Raw genomic sequence first — 17,070 nt, forward strand, 5'->3', positions numbered from 1 at the left:
GAATAATCGAACAAAATAACCATAGCACACATAAGGGAGGAAAACATATGCGCGTGCTATGGTTATTTGTTTTTTTAGTTGTGACACCTGTGCAAGCAGCTATTTCTGAAGAAGCGTTGCGACAATACGTGCAAAATATTGGCTGGACGATGGACGATTTAACGCGTTATTTAGCGAAATGGAATATGACGGTCGATGATTTTTCTTCATTGGAGGCGTTAAAAGAGCAATTAGGCACACCCATCACGCCTGATCGGCTTGATGCCCTATTACAGCGTTATGACATGACGAAAGAAGAAGCGGAAGCGCTTCTCGGACAATTTGGCGAACAACTGCAACAATATACGTTTATTGAAGATTTATCGTATGCGCTATCGTTTTATCGCGACCGTTACGATGCGATGCAAGCGATGACCGATATTTTAGCGACGATTGGACTAACGGAAAACGAAATTCGTGGATTGATTGAACGTACTCCGCCGACTGCGAAGCAAACGCTTGAACGCCTTGACGAACAAATACAAACGCTTGTGTTGCGTGACTTATCCAAACCGTTAACGAAAAAAGAGCGGGAAGCCATGCTCACCTTTTGGAACGAATGGCTGTCGCTGTATCGTCTGCAAGCGAAAGTGTTTGAAGTAAACGAACGGCGAAAACCGATTTCGTTTGGACAAATAGAAACAGCTACAGCCCCTGTCGTTATGGAATGGTATGATGAAAGGGGAAATTTCGTAGCCGATTTATATATTCCGTCTGAACGGATGAATTCGAGCGTGTTGATTGATGCAAGCGAACAACTTGCACACATTGGGAAGATGGCACTTGATTTAGAAAGTGGTTTGCTTGTTGCACGCATGCCGAAAACCGCTTCTTCGTATGGGCTGAACATATTGATCGGTGTCGCTCTACTTTTTGTAAGCTTCGTGTTATGGAAGAAGGGAAAACGATGCGAGCCGTTGCGATAGCATGTTTTCTTTTTAGCGCATCGTTCATTTGGGCAAATGTGTTCGGTTGGTATAAAGCGTATGAAGCGGTAAAACGGAGCGACCAACCTACTGTACAACAGGGTGATGTGATCGGCACACTTTTTATGCCGAAACTAAACATATCCATGCCGATTTATGAAGGATTGCAACAGTTAAATAAAGGGGTGGCGCACGATGAACGAAGTGCGCTTCCGGGGAAAGGTAATCATACGATTTTAGCAGGACATCGCGATACGGTATTTCGCCAGCTTGGCGACATTCAACGAGGAGACGAGCTAGTCATTCGCACGAACGATCAAACATGGACGTACGTCGTGCAACATATTCGCATCGTCAAGCCAGATGATAAAACGGTGCTCGTCCCAAAAGCGCATCCGACGCTTACGTTAATTACATGTTATCCGTTTCGCTGGATCGGGGATGCGCCGAATCGATACGTTGTCATTGCAAAACAAAAAGGGGCTGGATAATCAGCCTCTTTTCGTATGCATGTGTTCTTTAAATTGTTGTAGGAGCGTTTCACCATGTAGTCCGCGCTGAACTAAATCTTCGAGCACAACTTCAGCCAGATTCGACCGTTTGACGAGCGTCGCATCCATTAGTACACTCATTCGTTCACTCATTATCGTTACCGAGCGAACGGTCGCACGTACATGGGCAGGATCGTTCGTTTTGCGTGAAATGGTCACAAGCGCATCAAACGTTGCTCCGCTTTCTTTTAACGATGTAAATAGCTCGCGGTATGTTTGCTCGACGTACGCTTCGATCAGCCACTGTTTGTTTTCATCTTCTTTATTGATTATTAACCCATCAATAAGTGGAATATCTTGCTTTTGTTCATGCAATAGTGTGAGGGCAACGAGCTTAAATGTTTTCACCGCATCCACCTCGCAACAGTAGTTGCCTTTATTATATCATATGAACAATATGTAACAAAAAAAGAAAAGAAAAAGTGAAAATTGAATTTTCGGCTACTTTTTTTGCGAGAAACGGCTGAAAAACGGCGAAAAAATAAAAAAATCGGCTTGAAAATTAAAAAATCGAAATTTTACATCATTTTTGTATTTTTGTATCATATAGACCGAGGAGGTGATAAAAAGCAATTCCTCTCAACTTCCTTCCAAAATGTGTCCTCTTACTGCTCCCTCACAGTTTGGCTAGCATCCTCTCCGCTAGCCTCTTTTTTTCAATTGACCGGCTATGGTGGGAGTGGTATGCTAGGGGTAAAAATGAAAGGGGTGAATGAAACGTGGAAAGCCAAGTGTTACAAGCAGTGAAAGAATTGCTTTATGAAGTACGTGAAATGCGTGGGGAAATAGAAAACTTGAAACAAGAGATGCAAAGCTTCAAACAAGAGATGCGTGCAGAAATGGAAAGCTTCAAGCAAGAGATGCGTGCAGAAATGGAAAGTTTCAAACAAGAGATGCGTGCAGAAATGGAAAGTTTCAAACAAGAAATACGTGAAGAAGTAAAAGAACTGCATGTGCGCATCGGAAAGTTAGAAACAAAAGTGGACAAGCTGCATGACAAATTTGAACTGCACGCACAAAAGCAATGGCAAACGGAAGCAGATGTATATCGTTTAAAAAAATTAATCGGCATTGAATAAAGGGCAGAAAACGCCCTTTTTTTATTTCAATGCTTCAATCATTTCATCGATCATCTTTATGACGATCTCTTCCAAACGTTTTCGTTTATGCATCGGTAATGACTGCAACGCATATAGTCGTTTCGCAAGCCTCGGCTGTTCATTCAAGTAGCGAATAACGGATAACTGCTCATCGCTCATGTCATTTGTCCCGTACGCCAATCGTACTTCTTGCAATAGTTGTTCATCTGTCGGGTGTTTACCGAGCAAAAAATCAGTGCTGACGCGAAATAAATCACTCATGTCGATAATCGACTGCAAATCAGGAAGCACTTCACCGTTCTCCCATTTACTCACTTTCGAACGAGACACGTTTAATCGCTGTGCCAATTGTTCTTGCGTCCAATCGTGTGCGTTGCGCAAACGCCTAATTTGTTCTCCGATATGTTGTAACATCATCTTCCACCAAATTCCCTTTTTCTTTTTACGATAGAAGAAGAAAAGGGGATTGTTTGTTCTTTTTAAGAACAAATAAATAAAATGTTCGTTTTCAGAACGAAAATAAACAGTCTTTTTGTCGAAAAAAGTTGAATGAATATTCGAAAAATGTAAAAATATACATTGGAAAAACTTGAGGGGGATGATGAATGATGAATATTTATTTTTCCAATTTCATTGTTCATGAAGCGAAAAAAAGAGGAAAAACGTGCGAGGTGCTTATTAAAGAAAAGCCGAATCCTCCATTTTATGAATCTCGCACAATCGAACCCATTCACTTTTCTGACTCACTTCAGTTTATTTCACCAGTGAACAAGCTGCCTCTTGAACCGATGCGCTACCGCATGATTACGTGCACAACAAAAGACGATTTATTTTTATTTTTTAAAACGGTAGACGATCAATTAATGATTGTCATTACGTTTTTCTTTGGTAAAGGACAAGCGCAAATATGTGTGAAACGTTGGAATGACCTCGAGAAGCGTTACATCCCCGCACCGATGAACGACCTCACAGCTGCTGAAGAACGAGCCATCCTATGTACATTTCGCTCAGTTTCCATTCGTTCTGGGCAGAGAATTCAATATTGTTTATTTTGAACGTGTGGAAAAACGACATAAGGGAAGTTTGTCAACGAAAAATTTATACCAAAAAAACTAAAAATATGTTTGTTAAACGTAAAAAGTCATGCTAAAATATAACTGTAGTACTATTTCCTTCTGTTTACAATAGAGAGCGGTTGGTGGCCAGAGGCAAAGAAAAAGGGCTGATGTGAATCATCAGCCCTTTTTCTTATTGTGGAATATAGGCACGCCATGTAGAAAAATCAAATTCATCTTTTTGTAAAAGTGATTTTGGAAAGATAAACGTCCACGGTTTGCTTGTATTTGCTTTCACTTCCAAATTCAACGTGAATGCTCCGCGTGCGACAACATCCCCCGATGCATCTTCGACAACTAATGGCATTTGTTCAAACGTAATGTTTTTACCACTGCCGTTACGAATGAGTAGTGTTACAACTAAATTCCCTTCGTTGTTTATGAGTGCTTGCAATCCCATGACGTTTACCTCTCCTTGCTTTGGTGGGGTAAGGGAGCGCACGAGCTGTTCAAGCTTTTGTTTATCTTCTTCTTTTAAATGTTGTTGCCAACTTTCTTCTAAGTCAAGCTGGTGTGGCTTTTTTAATTCAAACGCCAATTTCCATCCTGTTTCTGGAATGTCTTCTGTATATAAGTCGTTCGTGGTGAATACAAATCGCCACGGACGGCTGCTTTTTGGCGGAATGTCGCCAAGTTCATTCATCGGGAATATTTTTCTTCCGATGACTTTTCCATCTGGTCCGATGAACAGTAGTGGCATATGGTCAAAACGAATCGACTGATCTAAGCTGTTTCGGACAAACGCTGTAACAACGTAATGATCGCCTTCCTTTTTCCATTCTATCCCCGATAGTGATACTTGATTTTTTTTCAACGGTGGTAATTCGTTATTGACATATTGAAAATAATATTTTTGTTCGGTTGTTAGTGACATCAGTGGATGAATCGATAATGTCGTATGCACGTCTTCATCTTGTTGTTCACTTGCGCCGTCAAATAATTGCTCTGCTTGAACGGTGCTATCTTCCCCTTGTTTTTTCTTTTTGAAAAATGGAAACATTGTTCCATCTCCTTCCTTATTGTGATATGAGCTGGGCAAGTTGTTGGGAAGCATCCTTTTCTAATCGGTGGTACATGAGTGTAAAGAGCTCCAACCCTTCTTTTGCATATTGGCGCATCGGATCTTCTTGTCCGTAATAGCGCAACCCAATCCCTTCTTTTAACAGTTCCATCGCTTCTAAATGTTTTGTCCAATGGAAGTCGATGAGCGAAAGTAAAGCGCGCTTTAAGGCCCATTGCTGTTCTTCCGTATACGTAAATGCGTGAACGCGTGATTCCCACGATGCGATAGCTTGTTGTACGATTACTTCCACTTCTTTTTGCTCGACGACACCAGCTACATCAATGTGTTCGTTTGTTACCGTTTGAACAGTCGCTACTAAACGTGTGATGTCCCATTCTTCTGGAATGACATCTTCTGGACATGTATAAGCCACTTCTCGTTCAAGAAACGATGGCACCATATGAACAACAATTGGAATGACATCATCAGCTTCAAGCACGCGGTTGCGGAGCGTATAAATGGTACGACGTTGTTCGTTTAGTACGTCATCGAGCTTTAAGTTATATTCTCGGATTGAGAAATTGCTTCCTTCACAAATGCGCTGGACGCGGTTGACAAACTCATGAATATCTTTGTTTAATACTTCCCCTTCCTCGTTCATTTGTAGTGATTTTTTTATTTTTTCTAATTCGTCTTTGGCGAAGCGACGAAACATATCGTCTTCAAGCGAAATGAAAAATTGCGAACGTCCCGGATCTCCTTGACGACCAGCACGTCCTTTTAATTGGTTGTCAATGCGGCGGCTTTCATGACGTTCTGTACCGAGGACATACAATCCGCCAAGCTCTGCCACGCCTTCTCCAAGCATAATGTCTGTTCCGCGCCCAGCCATATTTGTCGCAATTGTAATTTGCCCCTTTTGACCGGCACGCGAAATCAACTCGACTTCTTGCTCGACGCTTTTCGCGTTTAACAATTGAAACGGCAATCCTTCTTCCGCTAAATATTTCGCCACTTTTTCCGATTGTAAAATGGACGTTGTCCCAATGAGCATTGGCTGTCCCGTCGCGTGTACGCGCTTCGCTTCTTTGGCGACTGCTTTATATTTTGCCTCGATGGTCGCAAAGACGCGGTCAGGCAAGTCTTGACGGATAACAGGGCGGTTTGTCGGAATTTGAACGACATCCATGCCGTACAACGTTTGAAACTCTTTTTCTTCCGTTTTTGCTGTACCTGTCATGCCGGATAAAATCGGATAAAGACGGAAATAGTTTTGAATCGTAATCGATGCTTGAATTTTGTTCTCTTCGGTTAGTTCGAGTCCTTCTTTTGCCTCGATCGCTTGATGAAGCCCGTTGCTTAAGCTGCGTCCTTCCATTGGGCGGCCGGTAAACATATCAATTAACAGCACTTTTCCGTCTTTGACGATATAATCAACATCGCGCGTAAACATGACGTATGCGCGCAACGCTTGAATGACGTAATGATATAACACTTGATGTTCAAGGTCATATAAGTTGTCGATTCCGAATCCTTTTTCGATTTTTTCAATGCCTCGTTCTGTTAAGTTGACCGTTTTCGTTTCTTCATCATATTCGTAATCTTCATCACGAACGAAATGTTTCACGATGCGTGCGCATAAGTAGCTTAGTTCCGAGCTTACGCCTGTTTTACCCGCGATAATGAGAGGGGTTTTCGCCTCGTCAATTAATACGCTATCGACTTCATCAATAATTGCATAATGGAACGGGCGTTGCACACGATCGGCGACGCTGTATGCCATATGATCGCGCAAATAGTCGAAGCCGAATTCATTGCCGACGCCATACGTAATATCGGCATTGTATGCCGCTTTTTTTTCCTCAATGGACATGTGTGGCAAGTTCAGACCGACGGATAAGCCTAAAAACTCATGAATTTGTCCAATTAACTCCCGGTCGCGACGAGCTAAGTAGTCGTTGACGGTAATGACGTGTACCCCTTTTCCTTCAAGGGCACGCAAATAACTTGGGGCGGAAGCGACGAGCGTTTTTCCTTCCCCGGTCGCCATCTCGGCAATATTTCCTTCCGCTAGTACTAATCCTCCAATCAATTGAACGTCAAAATGACGCATGCCAAGCACGCGTTTGGATGCTTCGCGAACGGTTACAAACGCTTCGGTCTGTATATCAAATACCGTTTCGCCTTGCGTGAGCCGCTGTTTAAATTCATTTGTTTTGGCGCGCAATTCGTCATCTGTCAACGTTTCAAACGTCGGTTCAAGTTCATTTATGCGCGCAACGATTTTATAGTAGTTTTTTAATTTTCTTTCATCGCTGTTTACGAGTTTTTTTATGTAAGACAACATGGGGAACCTTCTCCTTCGCTGTAAATCAAATCGTTTCAACGTACAGTATACCATTGTTCCCAAAATGTTTCACGACCCGGAAAATATTTCTTTACTTTTTATTTATTGGGTGATATTGTAAGATTGTTAGAAAAATTTATCAAAATATGAAACTTTTTTTGTTTTTTATCGTTATAGTAGGTGTATTTGCTTGTTCGGGCGAATACATATATGACATTCTCTTTAAGGAGGCTTTTTATGAAAAAGTGGAAGAAGACCGCATTATCTGTTAGTTTAGCTTCGTCACTTATCGTACCAACGGTCGCCCAAGCGTCGACGGAAGCACCGATTGCGCAATGGAAAAAACAAACGACGACAGCATCGGCTTCACTTGCGTACAAAAAGTTCGAAGATGCACAAAACCAAGTGAGCACCGATACGCTCATCGTGAAGTACAACGAAAAAATTCCAACGGCGGTACATCGTAGTTTAGGAGCGACGTTGAAACAATCATTCCCACAATTAGGATATGATGTCGTCACCGTACAAAAAGGAAAAGACATGCAGCAAGTGATGAAAAATTACGCAAAATTAAAAGCCGTCAAAAGCGTGACCCCAAGTTTTACATACAAACGGCTCGGTTCTCTTGATCCGAAAGCAGACCATATGTATTTACTGTCGCTATTAAACGTGGACAAAGCGATCAAGCTCGCGGGAAAACATAGCGTGACTGTCGCGGTCATTGATACAGGTATGGATACGAAACATCCAGAGTTAAAAGGACGCCTCCTCCCTGCTTACAATGCGATTAACCCAGCAGGTGCGCCAATCAAAGACGTGCATGGGACACATGTCGCAGGCATTATCGGTGCCAATGCCAATAACGGTATTGGCGCGCACGGTATCAACCCAAATGTAAAAATTTTGCCGATTGACGTATTCGGTGGGGAATGGGGAGCGAGCGATTATACGATCGCCCAAGGTATTTTATATGCGATTGAAAAAGGGGCAAAAGTCATTAATATGAGCCTTGGCGGCTATTTTAGCTCGCCGATTTTGGAGGAAGCAGTTCAAAAAGCGATTGATGCTGGCATTACCGTCGTTGCCGCAGCAGGAAACGAAGCGACCGATATGTATTCCATTCCAGCTTCATACGAAGGTGTCATTAGCGTTGGGGCAACCGACAGCAAAAATAAACTTGCTGAGTTTTCAAACTATGGCCCGTCTGTTGACCTTGTTGCACCGGGGGCGGACGTATATAGCCCGATTTACGACTATGCGAAAGGCTCGTCTTTTGCAGAGCTAAGTGGAACGTCGATGGCATCACCCGTCGTTGCAGGCGTAGCATCGCTTCTTTTATCGAAATATCCGAATTTAAAACCATATCAAGTGGAATGGATTTTAGAGCGCACCGCAACGGATTTAGGTGAAAAAGGATACGACTTAACGTACGGCAACGGCCTAGTCAATCCAGTTGCAGCGCTGCAATATAACATAAAAAACGTACCGCAACAAGAAAAATGGAACGATGAAAGGATTTTAGCAAAAGCGCCAGTCATTGACGCAAAAGAACGGTATGTGAAACAAGGTTCGTTCACAAAGCCAGAGGAAATGCATTGGGTGAAAGTAAACGTCCAACAAGGTGAAAGCGTGCAAGCGCTATTAGAAGGAGCAGAGACGTACGACTATAAGCTCGTTTTCCGCTTCTATCCTGAAGGAAAAACGACGTCTGAAAAGCCGATTCAAGTGAATGACGGCCGCGCAGGTGAAATGGAAGCGAAACTATTCACAGCAAAACAACCAGGTGTGCTTGCGATCGGCGTCACAGATGCGAACGGCAACTACAATTTACAAGGAAAGTCAACATATACGTTAGCTGTACAGTCGTTTACAGAACTTGCGGACGATGGCTTGACGAAAGAAAACCCAGCGACGATTGAACAATTACCGTTTTCTTTAGAAAACTTAACGTTCGTTCCAGAAAACAATGAAAGCGACCGCGACTATTTCCGTTTTACTGTCGCAGAGCCGACGACGGTGAAATTTCAGCTATCTGCTGTGCCGGGCATCGATTCGTCATTAAACGTTTATTTCGCTGAAGAACTATATCGCCCAGTCGACCCAGACGCAAAATATAAAGAAATTCCGTTCCCGATCGCGTCAGGAAACAATAACGGCGTCAGCAAAGGGGAGACGGTGACGTTTGAAGCGCAACCGGGAGTCGAATATGTGCTCGAAGCGTCAAGCGAACCGATGGGAGGATTTTATACAATGGTGCTTGATATGGCGATGTCAAGCAACAAAGTAAAAGAAGCAACCGCTTCAGCGATCCCGTATCAAATAAGCGCTGAAGCGATTACGCTCCCGCAAGATGAAGACAACTTCCCAGCGCGTGAACCGATGCCGTCGGAAGAAGGGGCTGTGGAACAAGCGAAAGCGACCGAACAAACGCGCAAGCCAAACGACATCATCATCATTGGCGATGACGGAAGCTGGAGCTACTTTGAAAAAGAACAAGTTGCACAAATTAAAGAAAATGCACGCCTTTACAACATCGGTGATCGCGCTGAGGCGTTTATTCAATTTAGCTACGACCAAGATTTTTACAAATTAACGGTACCGAAAACAGCGATATATCAATTTTCATTCGCAACACCTGACGATATGATGCCGTCAGCGATGTTGTTTGAATACGATGAGAAAAAAGATGATCTTATCCCTGTAAACTATTTTTGGCCATTCGATTGGATGACAGGGAAAAAACAATCCGATTGGACGCTCATTCTCGAAGAAGGAAAAACGTATTACATGTCAGTACAAAACGACTACTATCAGCCAGTTGCCGATCCGTATGTCATCACATCGAAAAAGCTTATAGATGCGCCGAAAGATGTAAACGAGAACAATAACGAACCGATTTTGGCGACTGTTACGAACGTTAACGATGTGAAAACAGGAAACTTTGTCCTTCCAAACGACAGCGATTACTATTACTACAAACATCGGAAAGCGACCGAACTGTTGACGTTTTATGCAAAACCAAGCAAACAAAACGCATCGTTTCCGAAAGCGTTGCGCGGCACATTAATTCCAATCGTATCTGTTGTTGAAGATACGAACGGAAATATGACGATTGACGAGGACGAATACAATAAAGCTGTCACGTTTTATCCAAACGGTTGGAGCCCGTTATACGACGTAAACGGTTCGTTCCAAGCGAAGAAAAATGTCGGATATTTCTTTATCGTCAACTCGTTTATGTGGGATGGATTGTCGCTTCAGTCGTATAACTTTGGTATTCAGTCGCTCACTCAAAAAGATGAAGATGCATCATCTGTCATGAAAAACAACGTGCCGTCCAAACCGCTTTCGCTAAATAAAAAAGGAAATACGTACGAAGCGAAAGGGTATATGAACGTTGTTGATTACGGCGACAAAGACGCATACAAATTCGTCGTTGCAAAAGACGGCACATTTACATTCAAACTCGACGTACCAGGCACGATGGACGGGGTCATGTCGATTTTTGATGCGAAAGGACGGATCGTTCAAACGTACGACCATTACGGTGATGGAGACGGGGAAATCGGCACGCTTTCGTTGAAAAAAGGAACGTACTATGTCGTCGTTGAAGAATCGCTTGCTCGGCCAAACGCCAACCCATACACGCTCTCGATTATAAAAAAATAGATGACATAAAGGCTGTCTGTAATTAGGCAGCCTTTATCATTTTCCAGCTACGTGATGTACGAAACCGTGTTAAGATAAATGTAGATTGATAGAATGAGGTGGTCGATATGCGTCGTATGCCGTTCGTCTTGTTTATGTTCGTTTTTTTGTTCTTTTTTCAAACGCCAGCGCATGCCGATGTCGTTGATTTAACGAATAAAGCGAAAGCGCAAGCGTATGAAGATTACTATCCGCTCATTGCCCGTTATAAAGGAACGAGTGGCGTCACATTTGAAAGCTATAGCGTCTATTGGAATGCAACGAAACTTGCCCAACTTGAACAAGAGCTGCTAAAAAATAAACATGGGACGGAGCTTTCGTTACTCGGAAGCGTAAAAATTTTCCCTGACTATCCCGCAGGCGGAAACGTGCTCGGACAATATTTTGCTCAATATCAAGTCAGTCCGAAACTTGCGCTGCTTCCGAATCGTTACATTCATTTATACGGTGGGAATGAATGGACGACGGTCGAACAAATGGCAACGACGCTCGCACATGAGTATGGGCATCATTTTACGTATTATTATTTGTTGAATAAAGAACAGCGACGCCCGAACGAATGGCTGCAGTCGCAATATGCTGCCGCGCGTGAATTGTTTCGTTATCCGTCTGTACATGTGGACGGGAATGGAGAATACGAGTGGTATATGCCTGAAATATTGGCGGAAGATTACGTGCAACTGTTCGGTTCATCCAATGCGTTAAAAGGACATATGCAAATGAACGTCCATCTTCCAACACCATTTGAGCTTCCAGCTTTACAAACGTATTGGAAAAATCAACTCGGTGCTCCGTACGAACCGAACCCGCCGCTTTCGTTGCTGCTGACAAACTATACGGTGAAAAATAACGTATATGCGCTCAAGCTTTACACATATGCTGATGCGACCGTCTACGTGAATGCGCAAGACGGGGAAGGGCGCTACGCTTCTGTTTATATCGGAAGCGTGCCAAAAGGAGTTAACGAGACGGTATACGATGGGACGAAACTAAGTAGCCAAGTATCATGGTTGTTTCGAGCAACGCTTGTTGATACAGCTTTATTTCGCGTCGTACAACCGACAACAAAAGGATTTAATCGCGGCTCAGCGACGTTACGTGTAACGTATGGAACGATCGATTCGCTTGTTTCTACCCCGCCACTTTTTCCAGACGTCGTCGGGGAGGAATTGCAAGAAGCTGCCCAGCTCCTCTATGAACGAGGTATTGTAGCAGGATACCCAGATGGAACGTATCGTCCAAATGAACGATTACTCCGCCGCCATGCAGCACTTATGCTGATTCGTGAACTGAAATTAACGCTTCCTGAAGGATATGTCGTAAAAGCAAAAGATGTCAAACCGACCGATCCGTGGTATAAAGAGATGGCGATTGCTGAATCGTATGGATTGCTGACGGGATATAACGGAAAACTATATCCGAATGACTATATTACTCGCGCCCAAATGGCAGCGATTTTAACGAGGGTATATGCCGATGTGTACGAACAGCCGACGACGAATCAATCGTTTGTTGATGTTCCTTTTTCTCATTGGGCGTATGGAGCGATCAATACGTTGTTTTATAATCAAATTACGATCAACAATCCGTATCGCCCGAACGACGTGGTGACACGTGGACAGTTTGCCCTCTTTTTAAAACGGACGCTCGATAAAAAATAGCGAGGAAGGCTTGTCCTTCCTCGCTATTTTGCGTTGATCGCACGATAGAAAAACACCGCGAATTGCGCGCGCGTCACCGTTTCTTTTGGACGAAACGTTCCGTCTTCATAGCCGTTTGCAACGCCAGCTGCAACAAGCTTTTCAATCGCATCATACGCCGCATCTGTTTCTTTCACATCCGTAAACGGCACATCTGCCCCGCGCTTTAACTTCCAAGCTTGCGCAAACCACATCGCTAACTGTTCGCGCGTGATCGGTTCGTCCGGTTGGAACGCCGTCATCTGTTTATCGACGATCCGCTCTTTGACAAGGGCGTTAATCGCACCGACTGCCCAATGGTCGCTCGGCACGTCTTGGAACGTTTTCTTCCGATCGTTCATATTCAATTTGAAATACGTGGCGAGAAGCCCTGCAGCTTCAGCACGCGTCATCACTTCATTCGGTTTGAAATAGCTTTTCGCATACCCGAGCACAATCTCTTTTTTTCCTAACGTTTCAATTTCTTTATTTGCCCAAAAGTCATTTCCGATATCTTGGAATTGACCGACCGCTTGCTCATAAGCGAGCACGCGTCTTGCGCCTATGTATCGCTTTTTATAGTACGAATCATCTAATGAAGAAACAGCAATTCCTTTTAGGGGTAGGGTGCCTGTCACCCGTCGAAGTTTGTCGAAGATTGATAGAAACAGAGAGTCGTTGAGTGGCTCTCTGTTTCTTTTTCTGCATTTTTGTTGATGTTCTGTGGCATTTTTTGTAGTAGTGGTTGTTGAAATTGAGAGAGGGATAGAAAAATGTTACAATCTCCATAGCAACTACATAAGCAGGGTGGGCGGTTGACCACTTCCCTGATGAAGGGAGGTGGGAATATGACGACGTATGAAGCATTGAGTCTTATTGCGCAATTCAGCTTAGTGTTCATCGGAATGCTAACATTGACTGTTATCATCGTCGTCTATATAAACAAAAAGAAATAACCGCTCTCCCGCGACCAACGGATGAAGACGGTTACTTCTTTTTGGTAATCTCTAATTCGGTTCGGTCAGCCGCTCTTCTTGCGGCATGTAGTTGCTTGCTGAGCGTTTGCGGCGCTCAGCTTCTTTAGTTTATGAAATATCTGCTTATATTATACAAATGATATCGCTGGTTTGGCAAGTGCGTACCAGTCACCCGTCGAGAGAGTATCAAAAAATTTTTCTTTTGATGCAGGATTTTGTCCGTTTTTGGCGAAAGGATATGCAAGAAAATTCATGGGAACGGTGCCTGTCACCTGTCGAAGATTGATAGAGACAGAGAGTCATATGGCTCTCTGTTTCTTTTTCTGCATTTTTGTTGATGTGCTGTGGCATTTTTGTGGCAGCTGTTGTTGAAATTGCGAGAGTGATAGAAAAATGTTACAATCTCCGTAGCAACTACATAAGCAGGGTGGGCGGTTGACCACTTCCCTGATGAATATGACGACGTATGAAGCATTGAGTCTTATTGCGCAATTCAGCTTAGTGTTCATCGGAATGCTAACATTGACTGTCACCATCGTCGTCTATATAAACAAAAAGAAATAACCGTCCCCCCTCGACCAAAGGTGTGAAACGGTTATTTCTTTTTATCTGTTACACATCTAAAGGTCAGCCGCTCTTCTTGCGGCATGTAGTTGCCCGCTGAGTGTTCACCGCACTCAGCTTTTTTTTATTTTATGAAATATCTGCTTATATTATACAAATGATATAGCTGGTTTGACAAGTGGGATGAGTGTCACCCGTCGAGAGAGTAGTTTTACGTGCAGAGTATCAAAAAATTTTCTTGCGATGCAGGATTTTGTTTGTTTTTGTCGAAGGGATATGGCGAAAAAGTTTGTGTGAGGTGAGGTGTGTGGGACGAGCGAGGCGGATATGGGTGCCGCATTTGTTTTATCATATCGTTTGTCGTGGGAATCGGCGAGATCCGTTGTTTAAAGAAGTGAATGATTTTCGTGCGTTTTTGCATATCCTCGAACAGCTCCATGAAAAAATTCCGTTTGAAATTGCTTCATATTGTTTTATGACAAATGGGCTGCGTGCCTGTCACGCCCCGAAGATTGTCGAAGATTGGTAGAGACAGAGAGTTGTTGAGTGGCTCTCTGTTTTTTGTTGCGAACGTGATTACGTGCCAGTCGTCCAGAGAGAGAAATTTTTCTTTTGATGCAGGATTTTCGCTGTTTTTGTCGAAGGGATATGCAAGAAAATTCATGTGAGGTGAGGTGTGTGGGACGAGCGAGGCGGATATGGGTGCCGCATTTGTTTTATCACATTGTGTGCCGTGGAAATCGGCGTGATCCGTTGTTTAAAGAAGTAAATGATTTCCGCGCGTTTTTGTATATCCTCGAACAGCTTCATGAAAACATTCCGTTTGAAATTGCTTCGTATTGCCTCATGACGAATCATTTCCATCTGCAGCTTCGTTCGCAACAACAATCCATTTCCAAAGTCATGGCACTGATTAACAAACGATACGCCAATTATTACAATACACGTTACGGGTTAACTGGTCATGTGTTTGAAAAGCGTTACTTCAGTAAAATCATTGACGATGATGCAGGGATGTTAGAAGTCAGTCGCTATATCCACCTCAACCCTGTCGAGGCACGTATGGTGCATCTTCCCGAACATTATCGCTGGAGTAGTTTCCACTTTTATCACCAATCTACCTCATTGCCTTCATTTATGAACATTGATGTACTCCTTCGTTACTTTTCTGGAACAATGAATGAAAAAAAGAAAGCATATGTGCAGTTTGTGAAAGAAGATGTTGTACCGAACTGTGTCAAGGAGGAATAACATGAAAGTTTGTAGTATCGGTTTGCGTGGGATGGAAGGATACCGCGTACAAGTGGAAGTGAAAGAACTGCCGGGAATGCCTTCTGTTGTGATTGTCGGATTGCCCGATACATCGGTAAAAGAAGCAAAGGAGCGTGTCATTGCGGCGTTGCATGCGTTTGGATGTGATGTCATGAATCAAAAACTTGTCATCCATCTGTCGCCGCCCGAGCGAAAAAAACAAAGTCCGATGTTTGATTTAGCAATGGCGATTGGTATTTTAAAAGTAAAAGGAAAACTCGAGCAACCAATTCCGTCACATATCGCATTTTTAGGCTCATTGTCATTAGACGGAACGATTCAGTCAGTAGATGGCATGTTACCAGCTATTTTAGCTGCCAAAAAACTCGGCTTTCAACAAGTATATGCCCCATATGATCCGACATTTCCCTTTCAATACCTGCAGCATATCGATTGTGTTTTTGTTCAAACATTAGATCAAGTAATGCAATGTTTACAAGGTCAACCAGTGTTATTTTCGACGAATCATCTCCCTTCAGCTGTCGATCCACCTCAAGAAACTCATCGTGATTTTGAACATATCATCGGACATGACTACGCCAAGTATGCACTTGAAGTTTCTGCTGCAGGAGAACATAACGTGTTAATGATCGGACCACCAGGGTGTGGGAAAAGCTTGTTAGCCGAAACGTTTCCAACGATTTTACCGCGCCTTTCCGATGAAGCGCAGTTGGAAGTGCTTAGTTTATACCAACTCGCAGGGGAAACGAAAAACGATTCCTCTCCACCGTTTCGTCATCCCCATCATTCAGCATCTTCTATAGCATTGATTGGAGGAGGGACGCAGCCGAAACCAGGGGAAGTTTCGCTTGCCCATCGTGGGGTATTATTTCTTGATGAAATGGCAGAGTTTACGAAAAAGACGTTGGACATGCTTCGACAACCGCTAGAAACAGGCAAAGTGACGATTAGCCGCGTTTCGTCGACGGTGACGTATCCAGCACATTTCATTTTGATCGGGGCGATGAATCCATGCCCATGCGGCTATTTCGGTTCGAAAAAACGCTATTGCATATGCAGCCCAAAACAGATCCACGCCTATCGCCAACGTATCTCCGGACCGATTTACGACCGCATCGATATATTGTTATCGTTAGAAGCAGTGGATTTGACTCAAAAATCAAAGCAAGTAGACTGTTCGGAAACGATTCGTCGCCGTGTGGAAGCTGCGCGTTTCCGGCAATTCGAACGATATGGGGAAGAAATAACAAACGGCCGTGTGTCGCTGGACGTGCTGCTTGCGAAAAGTCCGCTAACGAAAGGGCAACAACAACTGCTTCAACATTGGGCGGCTATGAATGACTGGAGCAACCGCGTGCAAACAAAAATCGTTCGCCTTGCTCGCACCATTGCCGATTTAGCAGAAGCGGAAAACATCACCGATGAAGCATTATGGAAGGCGATGGCGTTTCGGAGAATAAAAGAAGGACGTCAAGAAAGGAATATGAAGGAAGGATGTTGAGTGGAGATAGGGAGAGTGATTGGATAGCGTGCCAGTCACGCCCTAAAGTATGTTAGGAATGTAAAGAATGAATGTATGAACAAATGGAATATAGGTAATAAATGTGTTGTTTTTTGTGTGAAATTATGTGTATAATATAGATAATAATGCATATACTAAAGAAAGGAGCATTCCTGTTAGAAGTTTTTTCGGGGACTTGAATAAAAAAAGCCCTCTTGGTATGATTCGGGGGTGTCAATCGGATGAATTGACCCCTAATTTGGATACCAAGGAGGACTATACATGAAT

General features: G+C 43.3%; 16 protein-coding genes. 11 read left to right on the plus strand and 5 right to left on the minus strand.

Annotated features, from left to right (window positions below):
* Positions 1-47: 47 nt before the first annotated feature.
* Both ETB99_RS06270 and ETB99_RS06275 read left to right on the plus strand, forming a co-directional pair.
* Positions 48-965, plus strand: a complete 918-nt coding sequence (locus ETB99_RS06270) for a processed acidic surface protein (protein ID WP_171700217.1) — start codon at positions 48-50, stop codon at positions 963-965.
* Complete coding sequence (locus tag ETB99_RS06275; RefSeq protein ID WP_077429884.1) at positions 947-1,456, plus strand: class D sortase; 510 nt, start codon at positions 947-949, stop codon at positions 1,454-1,456. Before ETB99_RS06270 ends, ETB99_RS06275 begins: the two co-directional genes overlap by 19 nt.
* Here the strand turns inward: ETB99_RS06275 and ETB99_RS06280 are convergent, their stop codons facing one another.
* Positions 1,457-1,864 (minus strand): YwpF-like family protein, encoded by a 408-nt coding sequence (locus tag ETB99_RS06280; protein WP_035019891.1) that lies wholly within the window; start codon positions 1,862-1,864, stop codon positions 1,457-1,459.
* Positions 1,865-2,235: 371 nt separating this feature from the next.
* On the opposite strand from ETB99_RS06280, the gene ETB99_RS06285 reads away from it, so the two are divergent.
* Positions 2,236-2,595, plus strand: a complete 360-nt coding sequence (locus ETB99_RS06285; protein ID WP_004892763.1) for a CCDC90 family protein — start codon at positions 2,236-2,238, stop codon at positions 2,593-2,595.
* Between the two features lie 21 nt (positions 2,596-2,616).
* On the opposite strand, the gene ETB99_RS06290 is transcribed toward ETB99_RS06285, so the two are convergent.
* Complete coding sequence (locus ETB99_RS06290; protein WP_237811318.1) at positions 2,617-3,030, minus strand: helix-turn-helix domain-containing protein; 414 nt, start codon at positions 3,028-3,030, stop codon at positions 2,617-2,619.
* Between the two features lie 191 nt (positions 3,031-3,221).
* Here ETB99_RS06290 and ETB99_RS06295 point away from each other — a divergent pair, with 191 nt between their 5' ends.
* Positions 3,222-3,671 (plus strand): hypothetical protein, encoded by a 450-nt coding sequence (locus tag ETB99_RS06295; protein ID WP_006319994.1) that lies wholly within the window; start codon positions 3,222-3,224, stop codon positions 3,669-3,671.
* A 193-nt stretch (positions 3,672-3,864) separates the two neighbouring features.
* Here the strand turns inward: ETB99_RS06295 and ETB99_RS06300 are convergent, their stop codons facing one another.
* On the minus strand, positions 3,865-4,731 hold the full coding sequence (locus ETB99_RS06300; protein ID WP_077429880.1) for an accessory Sec system S-layer assembly protein: 867 nt from the start codon (positions 4,729-4,731) through the stop codon (positions 3,865-3,867).
* A gap of 16 nt (positions 4,732-4,747) precedes the next feature.
* Positions 4,748-7,081: an accessory Sec system translocase SecA2 gene (gene secA2, locus ETB99_RS06305; RefSeq protein WP_171700219.1), complete on the minus strand. Its 2,334-nt coding sequence runs from the start codon at positions 7,079-7,081 to the stop codon at positions 4,748-4,750.
* A gap of 237 nt (positions 7,082-7,318) precedes the next feature.
* On the opposite strand from secA2, the gene ETB99_RS06310 reads away from it, so the two are divergent.
* Complete coding sequence (locus ETB99_RS06310) at positions 7,319-10,750, plus strand: S8 family peptidase (protein WP_171700220.1); 3,432 nt, start codon at positions 7,319-7,321, stop codon at positions 10,748-10,750.
* Positions 10,751-10,857: 107 nt separating this feature from the next.
* The gene (locus ETB99_RS06315) at positions 10,858-12,450 is read left to right on the plus strand and encodes an S-layer homology domain-containing protein (protein WP_171700221.1); all 1,593 of its coding nucleotides are present in this window, start codon (positions 10,858-10,860) and stop codon (positions 12,448-12,450) included.
* Between the two features lie 23 nt (positions 12,451-12,473).
* On the opposite strand, the gene ETB99_RS06320 is transcribed toward ETB99_RS06315, so the two are convergent.
* Positions 12,474-13,019, minus strand: a complete 546-nt coding sequence (locus tag ETB99_RS06320) for an S-layer homology domain-containing protein (protein WP_309138137.1) — start codon at positions 13,017-13,019, stop codon at positions 12,474-12,476.
* 297 nt (positions 13,020-13,316) lie between these two features.
* Here ETB99_RS06320 and ETB99_RS14995 point away from each other — a divergent pair, with 297 nt between their 5' ends.
* The 5 genes from ETB99_RS14995 (at position 13,317) to ETB99_RS06335 (ending at position 16,782) form a co-directional block, all read left to right on the plus strand.
* The gene (locus tag ETB99_RS14995; RefSeq protein ID WP_253263561.1) at positions 13,317-13,424 is read left to right on the plus strand and encodes a putative holin-like toxin; all 108 of its coding nucleotides are present in this window, start codon (positions 13,317-13,319) and stop codon (positions 13,422-13,424) included.
* A 477-nt stretch (positions 13,425-13,901) separates the two neighbouring features.
* A complete protein-coding gene (locus ETB99_RS15295) occupies positions 13,902-14,009 on the plus strand; it encodes a putative holin-like toxin (RefSeq protein ID WP_019418134.1) in 108 nt (35 codons plus the stop codon).
* Positions 14,010-14,340: 331 nt separating this feature from the next.
* Entirely contained in the window at positions 14,341-14,538 is a 198-nt protein-coding gene (locus tag ETB99_RS06325; RefSeq protein WP_375153709.1) for a hypothetical protein, read from the plus strand.
* A 149-nt stretch (positions 14,539-14,687) separates the two neighbouring features.
* Complete coding sequence (locus tag ETB99_RS06330; protein ID WP_171700222.1) at positions 14,688-15,260, plus strand: transposase; 573 nt, start codon at positions 14,688-14,690, stop codon at positions 15,258-15,260.
* Position 15,261: 1 nt separating this feature from the next.
* A complete protein-coding gene (locus ETB99_RS06335; protein WP_171700223.1) occupies positions 15,262-16,782 on the plus strand; it encodes a YifB family Mg chelatase-like AAA ATPase in 1,521 nt (506 codons plus the stop codon).
* Positions 16,783-17,070 lie beyond the last annotated feature (288 nt).

Origin of the sequence: Anoxybacillus sp. CHMUD (assembly GCF_013096965.1) — a bacterium.
Classification (GTDB): domain Bacteria; phylum Bacillota; class Bacilli; order Bacillales; family Anoxybacillaceae; genus Anoxybacillus; species Anoxybacillus kestanbolensis_A.